Genomic DNA, 19,820 nt, shown 5'->3' on the forward strand with positions numbered 1-19,820 from the left:
GATGCACCTTTGCATCATACATCCGACTGAGAGGCGGATTCCCGGAGTTCCATTGACTATCAAAGGGTTTTCGGACAGTTATCACAGAAAAATGACTGGCAAGAGTGAGCAGACCATGTCGATACGAAAGCTGACGCTGAGCGCCTTGCTGCTGCTTGCTGCCTGTGGCGGCAACCCGTTGGGTCCGAATGATCCGGTTGGCCCGGTCGATCCCGACGACCCGATGGCGGTGCCGGAAGAAGTCGCCGTGAACCTGCGGTCCATCACCTACAACCCCGCCGGTGCGGGCACGCTGAGCGTCAACATGTTCGGGCTGACCGGGTCGGCCCAGACCGTGGACTTCGTGCGCTCCAAATCGCTGGATATCGATGGTTATCAGGCGTTCACCTATCAGGAAACCGGGCTGCAGCGGTCGCATCTGGCCTTTGTCGCCGACAGCCTGCGCGGCAACCTGCGGGCGGGGGTGGTGGCCGACGGCGGGCAGTTCAACCAGCACTATGGCGGCGGCACCTATTCCCGCATCGATGTCTACACGCCGCCGGTGGTGCGGCCGGGCAAGGAGACCGGGCAGTTCAGCTATGCGGGCACCTATGCCGGGGTGTTCCTGCCGGGCCCGGCGACGCATCCGTCGCTGCCCCCCGGACTTCAGCCCTACCAGCCGATGCGGGTGAAGGGCGAAACACTGATCAACGCGAACTTCGCCAACAACCAGGTGAACGGCGGGGTCGAGAACCGCTGGCTGCTGGATGACAGAGGACGGCGGATAGACATGAACGCCGACGGCGTGCTGGATGCCACGGACCAGCTTGAAGCCATCGTGTTCCGCGCCAACACGATCGACGAGAACGGCATGTTCCTCGGCAACGTGGAATTCTCCGGGGAACCGGATTCGCAGATCGGCAGCTACGGGGGCATGTTCGGCGGCGAAGGCGCCAGCGACATTGCCGGGGCCATCGTGCTGAACCCGATCCCGGGCGAAACCGGGATCTGGGAATACGGCGTGTTCAACCTGCCGCGCTGCGATCTGGCGGGTGCCTCGCCGTTGTGCGTTCCCCGTTGATGCGCGCTCTGCGGCGGGTGCTTCTGGCACTGGCGCTGCTGGTGGCGCAACCCCTTGCGGCGGAGCCGGTCGAACTGACGCTGGATCAGGCGCGCATCGTGGCGCGGCAGGCCTATGCCGCCGGCGAATACGGCGTGGCCAACGCGCTGGCGCGGCGGCTGCTGGAGGCCGACGCGCAGGACGCGCAGGCGCTGCTGATCCTCGCCGCGACCGAGCCTGCGCTGGGCAATCCGGCGGCGGGGCGGCGCGCCGGGCGGGCGGCCTGGGCGGCGGCGGGCGACGCGCCGGTGCTGCGCTATGAAATCGCGCGCCACACCTCGGTCGCGGCCTTTCGCGAAGGGCGGCCCGGGCTGGCGCAGTTCTGGCTCCGCCGCGCGGCCGACATGGCGCCCACGCCCGCGCACTACGCCCAGACCGTGGCCGACTACCGCCGGGTGCAGGCGCGCAACCCGGTGCGGCTCGGCTTCGATCTGGCGGTGGCGCCGACCTCCAACCTGAACGGCGCCGGTCAGGGCGGTGTGCTGGAGATCGACGGGCAGGTGCTGGACGGGTTCTACAACCGCTCCCTGCCGCCCCTTTCCGGCGTGCGCGCCGAAGCGCAGGCGCGGCTGAGCTACCGCCTTGCGGCCTCGGAACGCGGCCAGACCACCCTGGGGGCGCAGGTTTACGGCAGCCTCAACATGCTGTCGGAAGAAGCGCGCGCCCTGAACCTCGATGTCAGCGGGTCGGAGTTCAACCAGTTGACGGCCGAGGGCAGCCTGACGCGGGATTTCCTGTGGCCCGGCACGCGGCACCCGGTGCAGCTTGGGCTGACCGCCGGGCAGAACTGGACCGGCGGCGAGGTGCTGGGGCCGCACCTGCGCCTTGGCGGCTCGACCTCCCTGCTGTCGCGCGACCGGGCCGAGATCCGGCTGGCGTCCTCGGTCGAGCGGCAATGGCAGGATCAGGGGCCGGTGGACACGCTGAGCCTGGCGCTGATGGGGCGGCGGCTTGACGCGGCCGGCGGGGAATGGGGCGCCGGGATCTATCTGCGCGAGGTGCAGGGGGCAGCGGTCAATCAGGATTTCCGCGATCTTTCGGGCATGATCAGCTATGCCCTGCCCAGGCCGGTCGGCCCGGTGGCGCTGAGCGCGCGGCTGACGGCGGGCCTGCGCGACTACGACATCTACCGGCTGGGCTTCGTGCAGGTCACCGACGGGCGCCACGACCAGCGGCTGGGCCTGTCGCTTGACATGACCTTTCATCAGGTCAGCCTGTGGGGCCATTCGCCAAAGGCCAGCATCAGCGGCACGCAGACCCTGTCGAACGTCAGCTGGTTCGAGTCGCGCCAGATGGGGCTATCGCTGGGGTTCGAATCGCGGTTCTGACGGTTCGCCTTCGCTGCGGGCTGTGCTAGGTTCGACCCTGCAAACAGGAGACCGCAATGACGATCAGATATCTGCACACCATGGTCCGCGTGCTGGACCTCGACGCCTCGCTGGCGTTCTACAAGCTGCTGGGGCTGGAGGAAACCCGGCGGATCGACAACGAGGGCGGGCGCTTCACGCTGATCTTTCTCGCCCCCCCCGGCCAGCCGGAATGCCCGGTCGAGCTGACGTTCAACTGGGATGGCGACGCGGGCCTGCCGTCGGACTCGCGGCATTTCGGGCATCTGGCCTATGCGGTGGACGACATCTATGCCACCTGCGCGCATCTGCAGGCCAATGGCGTGGTGATCAACCGTCCGCCGCGCGACGGGCGCATGGCCTTCGTGCGCAGCCCCGACAACGTGTCGATCGAGCTGCTGCAGGTGGGCGAGGCGAAGGCCCCGGCGGAGCCTTGGCTGTCGATGGGCAACACCGGGGTCTGGTAAACCTGCCGCCGGGGGCTCTGGCGGGGAAGCCGGAGCCTCCGGCGGGGATATTTGGGCCAAGATGAATGGGTCAGAAGGCCCAGCGGGTGAAGGTATCTTCGCCGCTGGTTCCGGCGGAAAGGCGGCGCAGGCGCGGGGCATCGGCGAGGGATGTCAGGTTCAGCGGGCCAAGGGCGGCGACGCCATCGCCGCCGATCAGCGCGCCCGCGGTGAACAGGGCGAGTTCGTCGACCAGCTTGTCGCGAACCAAGGCGGCGGCCAGCGCCGCGCCGCCTTCGCACAGGATGCGGGTCAGGCCGCGCTGTGCCAGGCGTTGCAGCGCGTCGCGCAGGTTCAGGTGGCCGTGGTCGGTCGCACAGGCGATCAAGGTGGCGCCGGTGGCTTCCCAGGTGGCGCGGGCTTCGGGCGGGGCGGCGTTGCCGTGGCAGATCCAGACCGCGGAGCCTGCGGCGGTCTGGCCAAGGCGGCTGGCGGGGCTGTGGCTCAGGCGGCTGTCGATCACGATGCGGACCGGCTGGCGCGTGGCGCCGAGATCACGCACCGTCAGGTCGGGGTCGTCGGCGCGTGCGGTGCCAGACCCCACCATCACGGCATCATGGCTCAGGCGCAGGGCGTGGGTGGCGCGCCGGGCCTGCGGGCCGGTGATCCAGCGGCTTTCGCCCGCGGCGGTGGCGATGCGGCCATCGAGCGTGGTGGCGAGTTTCAGCGTGACGAAGGGCAGGCCCTGCATCACGCGCTTCAGGAAGCCCGCGTTGGCGGCGGCGCCGTCGGTATGCAGCACGCCTTCGGTCACCGCGATGCCCGCGCCCCGCAGCATGGCGTGCCCCTGCCCCGCAACGCGGGGGTCCGGGTCGGTCAGCGCGGTGACGACGCGCGCGACGCCTGCCGCGATAAGGGCTTCCGCGCAGGGCGGGGTGTGGCCGTGGTGGGCGCAGGGTTCAAGGCTGACATAGGCGGTGGCCCCGCGCGCCGCCCCCCCCGCCTGATCCAGCGCGCGGCGTTCGGCGTGGGGGCGCCCGCCCGGCTGGGTCCAGCCGCGCCCGACGATGCGGCTGCCCTGCACGATCACGCAGCCGACCGCCGGGTTGGGCCAGGTCTGCCCCAGCCCGCGCTGCCCCAGCGCCAGCGCATGGGCCATGAAGCGGCGGTCGGTCTCGGCGTCGCTCACTCTTCCGGCGCGCCGCCGGGCCGCAGTTCGGACACGAACTTGTCGAAATCGTCCGCCGCCTGGAAGTTCTTGTAAACGCTGGCAAAGCGCACATAGGCCACCGTGTCGATCCGGGCCAGGCTTTCCATCACGATGTCGCCGATGGTGCGCGACGGGATGTCGGTGTCGCCCAGGCTTTCCAGCCGCCGCACGATGCCGGAAATCATCTGGTCGATGCGCTCGGGGTCGATCGGGCGTTTCTGCATGGCGATGCGGATTGCACGTTCCAGTTTGGTGCGGTCGAAATCCTCGCGCTTGCCCGATGACTTGATCACCACGAGGTCGCGCAACTGCACGCGTTCGTAGGTGGTGAAGCGGCCGCCGCAGGCCGGGCAGAAGCGACGCCGCCGGATGGCAACGTGGTCCTCGGCGGGCCGACTGTCTTTCACTTGCGTGTCGATGTTGCCGCAGAATGGGCAGCGCATGGCTTCCCCCCTTGTTTGTTCGTGTCCTGCCTCGGGATCAGGGGTTGTTCCCCCATGTTATCCACAAGACTATAGGTCGGGGTCGATGGGTTGAGTAGCGGATTTTCGCAGCCACCAGATAAGGGGGCCGACTGTGGCGCGGCGGACTCACGTCGCGATGACGCGTCCGTGATCCGGCTTTGCAGTCGGCTGCGCTATCCTTGCCGGGAAGCCCACGGCCAACAGGAGGCGCAGATGACCCGGCTGACCGCGAAGGATTTCCACCCCGAACTGCTGGAACTATATGATTTCTACGCCCACGGGCGCATCACCAAGCGCGAGTTCCTTGAAAAGGCGGGGAAATACACTGTCGGCGGCATGACGGCGGTGACGCTGCTGGGGCTGATGAGCCCCGACTATGCGCTGGCCGAGCAGGTCAGCTTCACCGACCCCGACATCGTGGCGGAATATGTCACCTACCCCAGCCCCAACGGCCATGGCGAGGTGCGCGGCTACATGGTGCGCCCGGCCGCCGCCACCGGCAAGCTGCCCGCCGTGGTGGTGGTGCACGAGAACCGCGGCCTGAACCCCTATATCGAGGATGTGGCGCGGCGGGTGGCCAAGGCGGGCTTTCTGGCGCTGGCGCCCGACGGGCTGACCAGCGTCGGCGGCTACCCCGGCAACGACGAGAAGGGGCGCGAGCTGCAATCCTCGGTCGATGGCACCAGGCTGATGAACGATTTCTTCGCGGCGGTGGAATGGCTGCTAGCGCACGAGGACTCGACCGGCAAGGTCGGGATCACCGGCTTTTGCTATGGCGGCGGCGTGGCGAACGCGGCGGCGGTGGCCTACCCGGAACTCGGCGGCGCAGTGCCGTTCTACGGCCGCCAGCCCGCCCCCGAGGATGTGGCAAGGATCAAGGCGCCGCTGCTGATCCACTATGCCGAACTGGACACCAGGGTGAACGAGGGCTGGCCCGCCTATGAGGCCGCGCTCAAGGCCGCGGGGGTGACCTACGAGGCGTTCATCTATCCCGGCGTGAACCACGGCTTCCACAACGATTCAACGCCCCGTTACGATCAGGCGGCGGCGGAACTGGCGTGGGAACGCACGGTGGCGTTCTTCAAGGCCAATCTGGGTTAGAGTGGCGATGGCGGCCATAGCACACCGCGTCCGGCACGACCGGGAAAGCGGCGCTACAGCCACGGGTGGTCGAAGCTGACATCGTAGGTTTCGACGCCGACCCGAATACGCGCCCGGTCGACAGGCGTGTTCAGGAGTGCGGCAATCTCCTTGCCAATCAGCCAGAAATGACCCGGTCTTGCCGTGCCGTTCGTTTCATCGCACATGATGGATCGCGCGTTGTTCGTGGCGTTTCGTCCCTTGAAGGTGCACGTGCCATATTCGTCCGGATTGCCGATGAGGTGGCCGAATTCATGGGCGATGGCCGCGCCGGTATGCCCCCCGTCATCGACACCCCAATAAAGCGTGTTGATCGTTCCGTCAGCCGGAGAGGTCGGAGAGGATGTCTTGACCGCCACCACAGTGTAATCAGCGGTCGTGCTGTCGGTGACCCAGGTGAAATCGAACTCGATCTTGTATTGTTCGAGCGGATCGCCGGTGCCGTCCACCGCCACGAACCAGGCGGCACTCCAGCGTTCCTCGATGCGCGACTTCCAGTTCAGCTTCACGTCTTCCGTCACGCTTGCGCCGACATGCGTGTTCGGGATCGCGGCCGCGGTCATCCGGTTCAGATAGGCGTTGTGCTCGGCGCTTCCCCCGGAAAGCGCACAGAAGGTCAGGCTGACCGCAATCGATCTGTCCTGCTTGCCCACCCCGGCGTGACCGACCCGGAAAGAGGTCGGCCAGTCGTAGGGCGTGCCGTTGTGAAACTGCTGGATCCTGGCGTTCACCGGGCGGCTTGCCGCGACCCGCCGCATCTGGGCCATGCCGCCTCTCTGCGCAGCCGCCTGCACGATGTTCGGGGGAATGACGGGGGGCGGTTCTGGGCGGGACCGCCGCGCTGCATCGGGGCCGGGTTCACCTGGCGGACAGTCGGCTGAACCGGCGTCGGCATCGCGACGCCCTGCGGAAAGAGAATGCCGTTCGCATATTGCCATGCGTTTGCATACTGGCCCTTTTTTCCGGCAGGGACGGCATCCCACGCCGCCTTTATCCGCGCAAGGAACAGCGGGTTGTTCTGGAAGTTCTTGGGTTTCAGGCAATGGGTCAGATTGTGGATCGAGCTTTTGCTCGCCCGTTCATATTGCGGGTTGGCCGCCCGGACGGCCGCCATGTAGGTATTGAACTCCGGCTGCGCCCAAGTGACCATGGCACCCTCCCCAAAATCCCCGAAAAACATGGGCGAAAGGATAGGCAAGGGTGGCGGATTCGGCAAGCGCGGCGATCGGGCCGCCTCTTGCCGGGCCAGAAGACCCTGCGGTTTCCGGCGTCGCGACGGGTGGCTTGGTTCCGCGGGAGCCCGGCTACACCAGCGCCAGCAGCAGCGCGCCGCCGCCCAGCACGCAGGCCAGACAGGGAAGCAGGGTCTGCGAGAGGATGCGGCCCTCCTGCCCTTTCAGGCCGACGGTGGCACAGCCGGCGATGATGTTGTGCGGGGCGACGATGTTGCCGATGCCGGCACCGAAGGTCTGCCCGGCCAGCATCACCGGCACCGGCAGCGCCAGCGCCGTCGCGGTCGTTGCCTGGAATTCGGAAAACAGGATGTTCGATGCGGTGGCCGAACCGGTGACGAAGGTGCCCAGCACGCCGATGCTCGGCGCCAGCAGCGGCCAGGCGGCGCCGGCATGGGCCGCAGCCTCGGCCAGGGTGACGACCATGCCGGAATGCACCATGATCCGCGCCAGCCCCAGCATCACCAGAAGCGCCAGCCCCACCGGCAGCAGGCGGTGCAGCGCCGCCGCGATGGCGGGCAGCAGATAGCCGCCCCGCCCGGTGGCCAGCGCCCCGGCGATCAGGCCCAGCGCAAGGATGGTGCCGGGATGATAGAGCGGCTGGAACGCGCCGCTGAACCCGCCCGGCAGCGCCCAGCGCAGTGCGAGCGAAGACAGCGGTTCCTGCAGCGCCGGGACCAGTCGGCTGACCAGCACCAGACCGAGGATGCAGGCATAAGGCGCAAGGTCGGCTAGGTGGGTGCGCGACAGCGGCACGGTTTGCCGCGACGGGTCGCGCCGGCGCAGCACCAGCACGAAGGCGCCGCAGCCGATCAGCGCGCCGCCCAGCGTCGGCAGTTCCGGCCCGACCAGCGCCGCCAGCGCGACCGACGGCACGAAGAAGCACAGGGCCGCCAGCGCGCCCCAGCCCAGATCGGCGCGGCGCAGCGGTGCGTCATCGGCCAGACGCAGCAGCGTCAGGATCAGCACGATGCCCACCGCGGCGGGCAACACCGCGGCCCACAGGGCGATGTCGGCGGCAGCGACGCCCGTGATGGTCGCCTGCGTCAGCACCGGCGTGCCTGCCGCGCCAAAGCAGACCCCCGCCGCATGGCCGACCAGCGCCAGCACCACCGCACGCACCGGGGTGAAGCCCAGGCCGACCAGCAGCGGCGCGCCCAGCGCCACCGGGGTGCCGAAGCCTGCGGCCCCTTCCATGAACAGCCCGAAGAACCAGGCGATCAGCAGCACGAGGATGCGCCTGTCATCGGCCAGCCCGCTCAGCAGGCTGCGGATGCGGTCGATGGCGCCCGAGCGTTGCTGCACCTCGTAGATCGCCAGCGCGGGCAGGATGATCCACAGGATCGTGGCCGCGGCATGCAGCGCCTCGGCGGCGGTGCCCACGGCGGCCTGCGGCACGCCGATGGTTCCCCCGGACCCCGCGGTCAGATCGAAGGCGGTCGTGGCCAGCAGCAGGGCCGCAGCCAGCCCCGCCCCGCCCGCAACGGCCGCCGACAGCCGCAGAACCCCCATGCCCAGCAGCACGACAAGAATGGGAAGCATCGCCAGCAGAACGGGAATGACGGCAACCTCCGGTTACGGGTGCCCGGGCGCCGGGCTGGGCCGCAACCGTGCCGGAGGATGCGGGGCTTGTCGAGGGCTGCGCGACATTGCGGCGGCGGGTCCGGCTGCTCTGTCGCAGGCGGGTGCGCGGCCCGGACCGCGTCAGGCCCGCGCGGCCTATTCTCCCTGCACCGCCAGCAGGTCGGTGGCGCACAGCCGGTCAAGCGCCAGCAGCCCCGCCCCGAACACCTCATCGGCCCCCGGCGCGCCGATGTCGCGCACCATCACGCCAAGCGCCCCGGCCATCGCCGCAGGCGTCGGCGCCGGGGCACGCGACGCCAGCACCGCCGCCGCCGCCGTGGCGAAGGGCACCGCGAACGAGGTGCCGGTCTTGGCCTTGACCCCGGTCAGCGAGGTGGCGCTCCAGATCCCGACGCCGGGGGCGGCCAGATCCAGATGCGGTCCGCGCTGGGCGCGCCGGTAGATCCGGTCGCGCCCGTCCACCGCGGTGACCGCGACGACCGGGCCATAGCCTGCCGGATAGGCCGGCCCCGCTTCCGGCCCGCCATTGCCCGCCGCCGCCAGCACCAGCGCGCCCCCCGGCCCGGTGATCCGCATCAGCGCGGCCTCCAGCGCGACATTGGGCGGCCCGGACAGCGACATGTTGATCACCCGGACCGAGCGCGATGCCAGAACGTCCAGCGCGCGGATCAGCGCCACCACGCCGGCCCGTTCGTCGCCGCCCGCGCGCCCGAAGACATCGACCGCGATCAGCGGCGCCTCGGGAACAAGCCCCGGCGCCCGCCCGTCCGCCCGCCCCGCCAGCAGCGACACCACCGCCGTGCCATGCACCGCAAGCGAGGGGTCCAGCGCATCATCGGCAAGCCGGATGACCTCGATCCGCGCCGCCGTCAGGTTTTCGTGGTCGCGGTTGATGCCGGTGTCGATCACGCCGACCGGCACCGTGACGCGGCACCCTTCCAGCGCCGCCCGGTCGGCGGGCCAGCCGATCTGCGCCAGTGCGCGGCAGTTCAGATGCGTGCAGGGTTCGGCCACTGCCGCCTCGGGCCCGGCCTGCTCGCTGCGGTAATAGTGGTTGAAGTCGCCCGTGGTGCCGCTGGGCTGCGCCCGCACCCGGTCGCGTGCCGCGATCAGGGTCAGGCCGGGGGGAATCCGCAGCCGGTGCAGCGTCAGCGCCACCTCGGTCAGGGTGAAATCCTCGATCACCGCGAAGCCCTCGGCCAGCAGCAGCGCCAGATCGGCGGCGGCAAGGTCGGTCACCACGATCTCGTCCGGGGCGTTCGCGGGGCGCGGGGCCGCGTCCGGTGCCGCCGCCATGCGCCGCGTTGCTGCGGGGTTTGCCGGGCGGGGCGCGCGCATCTGGCGGTCACGGTCACCGCCGCTCCGGACCGACCCGCCGTCATCATCGTCGTCGCCGTCGTCATCGTCATCGTCCTGCGCATGGGCTGCCCCGTATTGCGCAAACCCGCCGTCGCCAAACCCCGGAGGCAAGCTGCAGGCGACCAGCACCGACAGCAGCAGGATCAGACCGGAACGGCCAAGGCATGGAAACATTGGTCCTTGTCCTTTCTTCAGGGGCAGTCCGGGCGCACGGCCGGGCGTCACCCGTTCGACCTGCAGCAATAACGCGCCACGGAATGACCTATTCCACGGATCGGCCGCCGGGGCGAGGATTCCCGTCGGCAAAAGGTTGCAGCGCCGCCCGCAGGATGGGCGGCCCCATGCGTGATCGCGGTGCGGCACGAACCTGATTTCGCCTTGTTTATGCGCAAGAGTTCGCCATACTGCCCGGATTGGCGGCGTCTTGGCGCGGATCCGGCCCTGCCGGGCCGCGGGGCCTTGGTGCCGCGCCTGCGGCCGCTACGGTCTGCAAAAGACACCTTCAGCGGAGTTTCCTGCCATGTTCCGACCCGCCCTAGCCAGCCTCGCCGCCGCCCTGCTGATCGGCAGCGCCGCCGAGGCCCAGACCGCCATGCCCTTCGCGCTCGACTGGAAGTTCGAAGGCCCCGCCGCGCCCTATTTTGTTGCCATCGACCAGGGGCTGTTCGCGGCCGAAGGGCTGACGGTGGAAATCTCGGAAGGCTCGGGCTCGCTCGACGCCATTCCGAAAGTGGCCACGGGGGCCTTTCCGATCGGCTTTGCCGACATCAACAGCCTGATGAAGTTCCTCGACCAGAACCCCGGCGCGCCGGTCACGGCGGTGATGATGGTCTATGACAAGCCGCCCTTCGCCGTGGTCGGGCGCAAGTCGCTGGGCATTTCGGCCCCGGCCGACCTTTCGGGCAAGGTGCTGGGCGCGCCGCCGCCTGATGGCGCCTGGGCGCAGTTTCCGATCTTTGCGGCCGAGAACGGCATCGACATGGCAACCGTCACGGTGGAACCCGTGGGCTTCCCGGTGCGCGAACCGATGCTGGCCGAGGGCAAGGTGGCCGCCATCACCGGCTTCAGCTTCACCTCGTCGCTGAACCTCAAGCGGCTGGGCGTGCCCGCCGACGACATCTCGGTGATCCTGATGGCCGATCACGGCGTGGCGCTGTACGGCAACGCGATCATCGTCAACACCGATTTCGCCAAGGCCAACCCCGAGGCGGTGACCGGCTTCCTGCGCGCGGTGGCAAAGGGCTGGAAGGCGACGGTGGCTGACCCGGAGACCGCCATTGCCAGCCTCGTGCAGCGCAACCCCGCCGCCGATGCCGCGCTGGAAACAGAACGGCTGCAGATGTCGATCGCCGACAACGTGATGACCGACTGGGTGCTGGCCAACGGCATGGGCGGCATAGACGCCGCGCGGATGGAAAAGGCGATCGAGCAGACCAAATCGGTCTACACCTTCACCAACACCCCCGATGCCGCGCTTTACTTCGACGCCACATGGCTGCCCGCCGACGGCAGCCTGACGATGCCCTGAGCCAAGCGGCTGCCCGGCCCGCCGGGCGGCCCCGCCACGATGCAGAACCTGATAGAAATCAAGGGCGTGAGCCACGCCTACCGCACCCCGACCGGCCCGCTGCCGGTGCTGGACGGGCTGGACGTTTCGGTGCCCGAAGGCGAGTTCTGCGCGGTGGTCGGCCCTTCGGGCTGCGGCAAGTCCACCCTGACCCGGCTGATCGCCGGGCTGATGAAACCCGACCGGGGCGAGGTCTGGCTGCATGGCGAGCGCGTCACCTCGCCGCGCAAGACGGTCGGCATGGCGTTCCAGAACCCGGTGCTGCTGGAATGGCGGACCATCCTTGAAAACGTCATCCTGCCGCTGGAAATCGTCGCCCCCAACATGGCTCGCAAGGACCGGGTGGCCCGGGCCATGCAACTGCTGGAAATGGTCGGGCTGAAGGGCTTCGAGACCAAGCGCCCCAGCCAGCTTTCGGGCGGGATGCGCCAGCGCGCGAGCCTCTGCCGCGCCATCGTCCACAAGCCCGACGTGCTGATCATGGATGAACCCTTCGGCGCGCTGGATGCCTTCACGCGCGAGGATCTGTGGCAGACCATGCGCGACCTGCGCGCGGCCGAACCCTTTACCTGCGTTCTGATCACCCATGACCTGCGCGAAAGCGTGTTTCTGGGGGATCAGGTGATCGTGCTGTCGGGCCGCCCGGCGCGCACCCAGCATGTGCTGGACGTGACCCTGCCCGCCGACCGCACGCTGGACGTGCTTTTCACCCCTGCCGCGCAGGACATGCTGCACCTGCTGCGCGACCAGATCCGGATCGCGCAGGGCCGCGACGGGGGGCATTGATGGACATCCTGCAGAAGATCCTCGTGCCGATGGCCGCGATACTGCTGTTTCTGGGCCTGTGGGAGGCGCTGGTCTGGGTGAATGGCTGGCCGAATTACAAGATGGCCTCGCCCTCGGACCTGCCGCCCGCCTTCTGGAAATTCCGCTGGCTGTTCCTGGAAATGGGCTGGCAGACGCTGTGGCGCACTGTGCTGGGGCTGGGGCTGGCGGTGCTGTTCGGCACGGCCATCGGCATGATCATGGGCTTTTCGCGCATCGCGCGCGACGGGCTTTACCCGCTGCTGGTCGGCTTCAACGCGGTGCCCAAGGCGACGCTGGTGCCGGTGATCTCGCTGCTGTTCATCGGGCAGCACGATTTCAACACGGTGCTGATGGCCTTTCTGATCAGCTTCTTCCCCATCGCGGTGTCGGTCGGCATCGGGCTTTCGACGCTGGAGCCGGAGTATCGCGACATCCTGCGCAGCCTTGGTGCCAGCCGCCTGACCATCTTCCGCAAGATCGCGCTGCCGAAAACCCTGCCGGAGTTCTTCGGGGCGCTGAAGGTTTCGGTCACGCTGGCCTTCATCGGCACCAATCTGGTGGAAATCGTCAGCCCGCACGGGCGCGGGCTTGGCGCGCTGTTCAAGTCGGGCGAAACCAACGGCGACTACCCGCTGATGTTCGCCGTGCTGATCGCGCTCGCGGTGCTGGGGATCGTGCTCTACTACGCGGTTCTGGTGCTGGAACGCATCTTCGCGGGCTGGGCCGAACGCCCGCACGGCTGACCCCGCAAGCCCCTGCGGGCCAGCCCGGAACCGAGGATTGCACGCAGCGCATGGCTACCATGTTATCTGCTCTTGTCATGCATGGTTGCGTTGATGCCTGAAGGGGTGCAGGCCAATCCCGTGCCAGCCTGTCAGCGGAGACCCAATTGACCCAAACACGCATCGCCAACCACGCCCTGCGCGCGCGCATCATGTCGGCCGAGGATGCCGCCGGGCTGATCGGCCCCGGCTCGGCCATCGGGATGAGCGGGTTCACCGGCTCGGGCTACCCCAAGTCGGTGCCGCTGGCGCTGGCGCACCGGATCGAGGCGGAACGCGCGGCGGGCAACCCGTTCCAGGTGCGGGTCTGGACCGGGGCCTCGACCGGACCGGAGCTTGACGGGGCGCTGGCGAAGGCCGACGGGATCGAGTTTCGCCTGCCCTACAATTCCGACCCCATCGCGCGCGAAAAGATCAACTCGGGCCAGATGAGCTATTTCGACATGCACCTGAGCCAGGTGGCGCCGATGGCATGGCAGGGGTTTCTGGGCCCGCTCGACACCGCGCTGATCGAGGTTTCGGGCATCACCGAAGATGGCGCGCTGATCCCGTCGTCGTCGATCGGCAACAACAAGACCTGGCTCGACCAGGCCAGCAAGGTGATCCTCGAGGTCAACCGCTGGCAGTCGCCGGCGCTGGACGGGATGCACGACATCTACTATGGCACCGCCCTGCCGCCCGACCGCCAGCCGATCCCGCTGACGCACCCGAACGACCGGATCGGCCAGCCCCATTTCCGCGTCGATCCGGCCAAGGTCGTCGCCATCGTCGAAACCGACGCCCCCGACCGCAACCTGCCCTTCGCGCCGCCCGATGCCGTGGCCGAGGCGATTGCCGGGCATCTGCTGGACTTTTTCCGTCACGAGGTCGCGCGCGGCCGCCTGCCCCGCAGCCTGCTGCCGCTGCAATCGGGGGTGGGCAATGTCACCAATGCGGTGCTGGCCGGGTTGCAGCACGGCCCGTTCGACCGCCTGACCGCCTTTACCGAGGTGATCCAGGACGGGATGCTGGAAATGCTGGAGGAGGGCAAGCTGGTCATGGCCTCGGCCACCGCCCTGTCGCTGTCGCCCGACGTGGCCGAGCGGTTCAACGACGAGGCGCACCGCTTTCGCGGCAAGATGGTGCTGCGCCCGCAGGAAATCTCGAACCACCCCGAACTGGTGCGCCGCCTTGGCTGCATCGCGATGAACGGGCTGATCGAGGCCGACATCTACGGCAACGTCAATTCCACCCACATCATGGGGTCGCGCATCCAGAACGGCATCGGCGGGTCGGGCGATTTTGCCCGCAATGCCTATGTCTCGATCTTCATGACGCCCTCGACCGCCAAGGGGGGCAAGATTTCCGCCATCGTGCCGATGGTGTCGCATGTCGACCACATCAATCAGGACGTGCAGGTGATCGTCACCGAACAGGGGCTGGCCGACCTGCGGGGGCTGGCACCGAAACAGCGTGCCGCGCTGATCATCGACACCTGCGCCCACCCCGATTTCCGCCCCGCGTTGCAGGACTACTTCGACCGGGCGCTGCGGGGCTCCTATGGCCGGCACACGCCGCACCTGCTGGGCGAGGCGCTGGCCTGGCACGGGCGCTATCTGGAAACCGGCACGATGCGGGTCCGGTGATGACCGGTCCGGAGTCGGCCCGCAGCGCCCGGCCGCCTGTTCGCCATGCTACATTGCAGCAATCGGGAGAATCATCGTGACGACACGGATCGTGGTGCTTGGGGGCGGCTTTGGCGGCATGTATGCCGCGCGGGCCCTGCAAAAGCGGCTGGGGGCCAGGGCCCATATCGAACTGGTCAATGCCGAGAACTACTTCGTCTTCCAGCCGCTGCTGCCAGAGGTGGGGGCAGGTTCCATCACCCCCGCCCATGCGGTTTCGCCGCTGCGGTTCCTGCTGCGCGATGTGGCGGTGCGCAAGGCCCTGGTGGAAAGCGTCGATTTCGACCGCAAGGTGGTGACGGTGTTCCAGGGCATCCAGAAGCGCCCGACCGAAGTGGCCTATGACCATCTGGTGATCGCGCTGGGGCAGTCGGTGGACCTGTCGCGGATGCCGGGGCTGGAAGAACACGCGCTGAAGATGAAGACGCTGGAGGATGCCCGCCGCCTGCGCGGCCATGTCATCGACCAACTGGAACATGCCCAGATCACCCAGTTGCCCGAGGTGAAACGCGCAGCCCTGACCTTCTGCGTGGTCGGCGGCGGCTTTTCCGGCGTCGAGACCGTGGGCGAGATGAAGGAGCTGATCGACCGGTCGCTGAAGTTCTACCCCGAGATCGACCCTGCGGAGGTGCGCGTCGTGGTGCTGGAGTTTGCCCAGCGTATCTTGGCCGAAATGCCGGAAAAGCTGGCGAAATACGCCGCCGACACGCTGGCGAAGCGCGGAATCGAGGTCAAGCTCGGCACCGGCGTGGCCAGCGCCACCGGCACCCAGCTTGTCACCTCGACCGGCGAGGTGATCGACACCCGCACCATCGTCGCCACCATCGGCAACGCGCCCTCGCCCGTGGTGCGCCGCATGGCGCTGCCGTTCGAGCGCGGCCGCATCGCGGTGGAACGCACGCTGATGGTCAAGGGCCGCCCGGATGTCTGGGCGCTGGGCGACTGCGCGCTGATCGCCATGAAGGACGGCGCGTCGGAACCGAGCGACTATGCCCCGCCGACCGCGCAGTTCGCGGTGCGCGAGGCGCAGCTTGTGGCCGACAACATCGCGGCGGGGATCGAAGGCGGCACGCCCAGGCCCTTCGTCTACAAGTCGCGCGGGGCGCTGGCCTCGCTCGGCGCGCAGCGCGGCATTGCCGAGGTGATGGGGGTTCAGCTGACCGGCTTTCCGGCCTGGCTGCTGTGGCGCCTTTACTACCTGGCATTCCTGCCCGGCATCACCACCCGGATTCAGGTGCTGCTGAACTGGTTCATGGACGGGATCAGCCCGCGCAGCGTGGTGATGCTGCGGTCCTACACACCGCCCGCCGCGCGCTATGTGCATTTCCGCGCAGGCGACCGCATCTACGAGGTCGGCAACCGCTCTGACGGGTTCTACACGGTGGTCACGGGTGCGGTGGAAATGACGCGGCCCGACCCCGCGACCGGCGCGCCGGTGCTGCGGCGCATCGGGCCGGGCGAACATTTCGGTGAAAGCATGATCCTTGGCGCCACCCGCCGCCAGACCAGCGTGCGCGCGCTGGAAGATACCAAGGTGCTGGTGCTGCAGCGCGACGAGTTCCTGCGGCTGGTCGGCAGCTTCTCCGCCCTGCACGACTATTTCGAGCCCTACATGGCGCGTCACGGCAGCAAATGGCCGCCCGCCGACCTTGCCGGGCCGCAGGCGGTTCAGCCCGCCACGGCCACGGGCCAGGTGGCGGACAGGCGGTAGCCGCCGGGCCAGGGATCGCCGGGGGGCAAGACATGGCTGCTGCGCCCCGGCGATCCGGACGCGGCCGTTCGCCCTCGGCATGGCGGTTGATGATGTGGACCGACCGGGTGCTGCGCATGGGATGCCTTTCTGGCCGCTCAGGGCTGGTTGCGCCGTTGCAGCAGGCTGAAGCCCGCCAGCAGCGCGCCCGAAAAGACCACCAGCAGCACCGCCGCCGCCGCGATGGCCGGGCTGATCGATTCCCGCACGCCCGAAAAGATCATCCGCGGCAGGGTGCGCTGTTCGGCGGTGGTCAGGTAGGTGGCGATCACCACCTCGTCGAACGAGATGATGAAGGCGATCACCGCCCCCGCCACGACACCGGGCGCGATCATCGGGATCAGCACGCGGCGGAACGCGGTCAGTGGCGGCGCGCCCAGCGACGCCGCCGCCCGCATCAGGCCACGGTCGAAGGCCTGCAGGCTGGCCAGCACCGTCGTCAGCACCACCGGCGCCGCCAGCCCGGCATGGGCCAGAATCAACCCGAAGCGCGACCCGAGCAGTCCCGACCGGGCCTGAAAGCTGAACGAGGCCACCGCGAGGATCACGATCGGCAGCACCAGCGGCGTGGCGATCACCGCCATCAGAACGCCCCGGCCGGGAAACCGGCCCCAGGCAAGGCCCACCGCGGCAGGCGTCGCCAGCGCCACCGCCAGCGCGGTCGACCCGGCCCCGACCAGCAGCGAGTTGCCCAGCGCTGCCGCCCAGCGCGGGTCGGTCAGCACCACCTCGAACCAGCGCAGCGACCAGCCCGGCACCGGGAAGGTCAGGTTGGTGCCCGAGGTCAGCGCCATAGGCACGATCACGAACAGCGGTGCCACCAGATAGGCCAGCACCAGCGCGGTCAGGCCGAACGCGGTCCAGCGGTGCAGCGTCTCGCCCCGCATCACGCCACCCTGCCGCTGGCCAGCCTGCGGATCGCCGCCACCCCGGCCGCCGCCAGCGCCAGCACGGCCAGCAACTGGACCGACAGCGCCGCCGCCAGCCCCCAGTTCAGCGTCTTGTCGGTGTAGAACACGATGAAACTGCTCAGCATCTGGTCGCCCGGCCCGCCGATCAGCGTGGGGGTGATGTAGTAGCCGAGGGCAAACACGAACACGATGCCAGACCCGGTCAGGATGCCGGGCAGGATCATCGGCAGTTGCACGCGCCGCCAGGCGGTGGCCCAGGGCGCGCCCAGCGACCGCGCCGCCCGCATGTAGGTCGGCGGGATGCGGCGCAGAACCGACAGGATCGGCAGGATCATCAGCGGCAGCAGCACCTGCACCATGGTGACCATCAGGCTGCCGCGGGTATAGACCAGCCGCAGCGGCTCTGTCACCGCGCCAAGCCAGATCAGCGTGGCATTCACCGGCCCCTCGCCCTGCAGCAGGATGATCCAGGCCACGGTCCGCACCAGGAGCGAGGTCCACAGCGGCAGCAGCACCATCGCCAGCAGCACCGAGGCCAGCCGCGCCGGGGCGGCCGCGATCACATGCGCCACCGGCAGCGCCAGCACCACGCAAAGCGCGGTCACGGCAAGGCTGATCGAGATTGTCCGCCACAGGATGGTCAGGAACAGCGCCGACTGCGGCGGCACGCGGCCGATGGTGCCATCGGCGCGGCGTTCCAGATCAAGGCTGGTCAGCAGGTAATAGGACGTGAACCGGCCCCGTTCATGCGCGATGACCGACCAGAGCGCGGGGTTTTCCCACCCTTTCGCCTCGGCCAGCACGGCGGGGCGGGTCTCGCCCGCCGCAAAGGCCCCGTCGGCGGCAAGGCGGGCGGTTTTCAGCACGAAGGTCCGCGTGCCCGGCACCGCCTGGTTGAGCCGCGCCGCCAGTCCCCCCGCGCGCCCGGCCGCCTGCGCGGCGGCAAGGTCGGCGACAAGCGCGGCAAAGGCCGGTTCGGGCGGCAGGCCATCGGCCACCGTCCAGCCCGCAAGGGCGGCAGAGGTGGCCGCGAGGTTGGTCTGCAGATCGCGGTTGTCGATGGCGCGGAACAGGAACAGCGCCACCGGAATGATGACGGTCACCACCACGAACAGCACCAGCGGTGCGACCATCAGCAACCAGGGAAGCTGCCCCCGGAGTGCCGCGCTGCGGCTTGCGGGGGCAGCGCCCGGCATTACTGCGACAGCCAGGTCTTGAAGCGTTGTTCCAGAACCTCCTGATTTTCGGCCCAGAAGGCGGAATCATAGGCCGCGCCATAGCCGATCCGGTCGGGCGAGGTCGGCAGGCGGTCGCGCTGTTCGGCGGTCAGGAGGTCATAGACCCGGGAATCGCCGGTGCCATATCCGTAAAGCCGCGGGAAGCCCGCCTGGTTTTCCGGCACGGCAAAGAATTCCATGAAGGCGCGTGCGGCCTCGGCGTTGGGGGCGCCGGTCACCACCGCCCACATGTCGGTGCCATAGAAGAACCCGGCCTCCCAGGCGATCTTGTAGTTCTTGCCGTTGTTTTCATTGTCGAAAGTGATGCGGCCGTTGTACATGTCGGTCATCACGACCTCGCCCGCGTCAAGGTTCTGCACGGCGGTCGAGGAACTGGTCCACCACACCACATGCGGCTTGATCTGGTCGAGCCGGGCAAAGGCGCGGTCAACGCCTTCGGGGGTGCGCAGCACGGTATAGACATCGGCAGGGGCCACGCCGTCGGACAGCAGCGCGTTTTCCAGTGTGTAAAGCGCCTGCCCCAACATGCCGCGCTTGCCGGGGAACTTCTCGACATCCCAGAAGTCGGCCCAGCTTTTCGGGCCATCGGCCAGCCTGTTGCCGTCATAGACCAGCACCGTGGCCCAGGTATCCGAGGCGATGCCGCAGGGGTGGAAGGTGCCGGGCAGGTAGTTGCCCTCTTGCGCCGCGACCGCTTCGGGCAGCTTTTCGAACAGCCCCTCGTCGCAGCCGATGGCCAGCTGCGGCGCCTCGACCGAGACCACGTCATAGCTGACACTGCCGCTTTCGGTCATGGCGCGGATGCGGGCCAGCGATCCGTCCCATTCGTCGATCGTCACCGCCGCGCCGCCCTGCGCGGTGAAGGGGTCGTATACCCCCGCCTTGTAGGCATCGTTCCAGCTTCCGCCCCATCCGACGATGGTGACAGTGCCTTCGGCCTGGGCGCCGGACGCAGCGCCCGCCAGGGCGATCGTGCAGAGCAATCTTGAAAGCCGCATCGGAAGACCTTTCTGTTGGATGAATCGTTTCTGGTTTTCTGGAAATAGTTGATCAACTTACATGGCCTGTCAATCATCCGTTTCGAACCGGGTGACTGCGGGCGACTGCGGCCCGCACTCTGGCAATTTTCACTGCAGTATCGTTCGATTGCCGGTGATGACAGGCATTCCGGCCCCGGATCGCCCGTCCTTTCAGCACATTCCGTTTGACAGGCCCGCCACC

Annotated in this window: 18 protein-coding genes; 9 read left to right on the plus strand and 9 right to left on the minus strand. The window is 68.4% G+C overall.

Annotated features, from left to right (window positions below; genetic code table 11):
- The first annotated feature begins 115 nt into the window (after positions 1-115).
- Genes RNZ50_04540 through RNZ50_04550 form a run of 3 tightly spaced genes read left to right on the plus strand, consistent with a single transcriptional unit; the run spans position 116 to position 2,912 of the window.
- The gene (locus tag RNZ50_04540; protein MDT8854317.1) at positions 116-1,060 is read left to right on the plus strand and encodes a hypothetical protein; all 945 of its coding nucleotides are present in this window, start codon (positions 116-118) and stop codon (positions 1,058-1,060) included.
- Positions 1,057-2,427: a hypothetical protein gene (locus RNZ50_04545; protein MDT8854318.1), complete on the plus strand. Its 1,371-nt coding sequence runs from the start codon at positions 1,057-1,059 to the stop codon at positions 2,425-2,427. Before RNZ50_04540 ends, RNZ50_04545 begins: the two co-directional genes overlap by 4 nt.
- Before the next feature lie 56 nt (positions 2,428-2,483).
- A complete protein-coding gene (locus tag RNZ50_04550; protein ID MDT8854319.1) occupies positions 2,484-2,912 on the plus strand; it encodes a VOC family protein in 429 nt (142 codons plus the stop codon).
- Positions 2,913-2,982: 70 nt separating this feature from the next.
- Here RNZ50_04550 and ribD read toward each other — a convergent pair whose 3' ends face one another.
- Both ribD and nrdR read right to left on the minus strand, forming a co-directional pair.
- Entirely contained in the window at positions 2,983-4,080 is a 1,098-nt protein-coding gene (ribD, locus tag RNZ50_04555) for a bifunctional diaminohydroxyphosphoribosylaminopyrimidine deaminase/5-amino-6-(5-phosphoribosylamino)uracil reductase RibD (protein MDT8854320.1), read from the minus strand.
- On the minus strand, positions 4,077-4,544 hold the full coding sequence (nrdR, locus tag RNZ50_04560; protein ID MDT8854321.1) for a transcriptional regulator NrdR: 468 nt from the start codon (positions 4,542-4,544) through the stop codon (positions 4,077-4,079). Before nrdR ends, ribD begins: the two co-directional genes overlap by 4 nt.
- A gap of 234 nt (positions 4,545-4,778) precedes the next feature.
- On the opposite strand from nrdR, the gene yghX reads away from it, so the two are divergent.
- Positions 4,779-5,666 (plus strand): YghX family hydrolase, encoded by an 888-nt coding sequence (gene yghX, locus RNZ50_04565; GenBank protein ID MDT8854322.1) that lies wholly within the window; start codon positions 4,779-4,781, stop codon positions 5,664-5,666.
- 53 nt (positions 5,667-5,719) lie between these two features.
- Here the strand turns inward: yghX and RNZ50_04570 are convergent, their stop codons facing one another.
- The 4 genes from RNZ50_04570 to RNZ50_04585 form a co-directional block, all read right to left on the minus strand.
- Entirely contained in the window at positions 5,720-6,472 is a 753-nt protein-coding gene (locus RNZ50_04570) for a hypothetical protein (GenBank protein ID MDT8854323.1), read from the minus strand.
- On the minus strand, positions 6,433-6,903 hold the full coding sequence (locus RNZ50_04575; protein ID MDT8854324.1) for a hypothetical protein: 471 nt from the start codon (positions 6,901-6,903) through the stop codon (positions 6,433-6,435). Before RNZ50_04575 ends, RNZ50_04570 begins: the two co-directional genes overlap by 40 nt.
- A 106-nt stretch (positions 6,904-7,009) precedes the next feature.
- Positions 7,010-8,479 (minus strand): L-lactate permease, encoded by a 1,470-nt coding sequence (locus RNZ50_04580; GenBank protein ID MDT8854325.1) that lies wholly within the window; start codon positions 8,477-8,479, stop codon positions 7,010-7,012.
- Positions 8,480-8,656: 177 nt separating this feature from the next.
- Entirely contained in the window at positions 8,657-10,054 is a 1,398-nt protein-coding gene (locus RNZ50_04585) for a S8 family serine peptidase (GenBank protein MDT8854326.1), read from the minus strand.
- 346 nt (positions 10,055-10,400) lie between these two features.
- On the opposite strand from RNZ50_04585, the gene RNZ50_04590 reads away from it, so the two are divergent.
- From RNZ50_04590 to RNZ50_04610, 5 genes are all read left to right on the plus strand, one after another.
- On the plus strand, positions 10,401-11,408 hold the full coding sequence (locus tag RNZ50_04590; GenBank protein ID MDT8854327.1) for an ABC transporter substrate-binding protein: 1,008 nt from the start codon (positions 10,401-10,403) through the stop codon (positions 11,406-11,408).
- Positions 11,409-11,447: 39 nt separating this feature from the next.
- On the plus strand, positions 11,448-12,233 hold the full coding sequence (locus RNZ50_04595; GenBank protein ID MDT8854328.1) for an ABC transporter ATP-binding protein: 786 nt from the start codon (positions 11,448-11,450) through the stop codon (positions 12,231-12,233).
- A complete protein-coding gene (locus tag RNZ50_04600; protein ID MDT8854329.1) occupies positions 12,233-12,997 on the plus strand; it encodes an ABC transporter permease in 765 nt (254 codons plus the stop codon). The genes RNZ50_04595 and RNZ50_04600 overlap by 1 nt, the downstream gene beginning before the upstream one ends.
- A gap of 191 nt (positions 12,998-13,188) precedes the next feature.
- A complete protein-coding gene (locus RNZ50_04605; protein MDT8854330.1) occupies positions 13,189-14,661 on the plus strand; it encodes an acetyl-CoA hydrolase/transferase family protein in 1,473 nt (490 codons plus the stop codon).
- Between the two features lie 76 nt (positions 14,662-14,737).
- Positions 14,738-16,411 carry an FAD-dependent oxidoreductase gene (locus tag RNZ50_04610; GenBank protein ID MDT8854331.1) on the plus strand — a complete coding sequence of 558 codons (1,674 nt, stop codon included), beginning with the start codon at positions 14,738-14,740 and terminating at the stop codon, positions 16,409-16,411.
- Positions 16,412-16,548: 137 nt separating this feature from the next.
- Here RNZ50_04610 and RNZ50_04615 read toward each other — a convergent pair whose 3' ends face one another.
- From RNZ50_04615 to RNZ50_04625, 3 genes are all read right to left on the minus strand, one after another.
- Entirely contained in the window at positions 16,549-17,337 is a 789-nt protein-coding gene (locus tag RNZ50_04615) for an ABC transporter permease (GenBank protein MDT8854332.1), read from the minus strand.
- Positions 17,337-18,494, minus strand: coding sequence for an ABC transporter permease (locus RNZ50_04620; protein ID MDT8854333.1), 1,158 nt, complete (start codon positions 18,492-18,494; stop codon positions 17,337-17,339). The genes RNZ50_04615 and RNZ50_04620 overlap by 1 nt, the downstream gene beginning before the upstream one ends.
- A gap of 62 nt (positions 18,495-18,556) precedes the next feature.
- Positions 18,557-19,597 carry an ABC transporter substrate-binding protein gene (locus tag RNZ50_04625; GenBank protein MDT8854334.1) on the minus strand — a complete coding sequence of 347 codons (1,041 nt, stop codon included), beginning with the start codon at positions 19,595-19,597 and terminating at the stop codon, positions 18,557-18,559.
- Positions 19,598-19,820 lie beyond the last annotated feature (223 nt).

The sequence above is a fragment of the Paracoccaceae bacterium Fryx2 genome (assembly GCA_032334235.1).
Lineage (GTDB): Bacteria > Pseudomonadota > Alphaproteobacteria > Rhodobacterales > Rhodobacteraceae > JAVSGI01.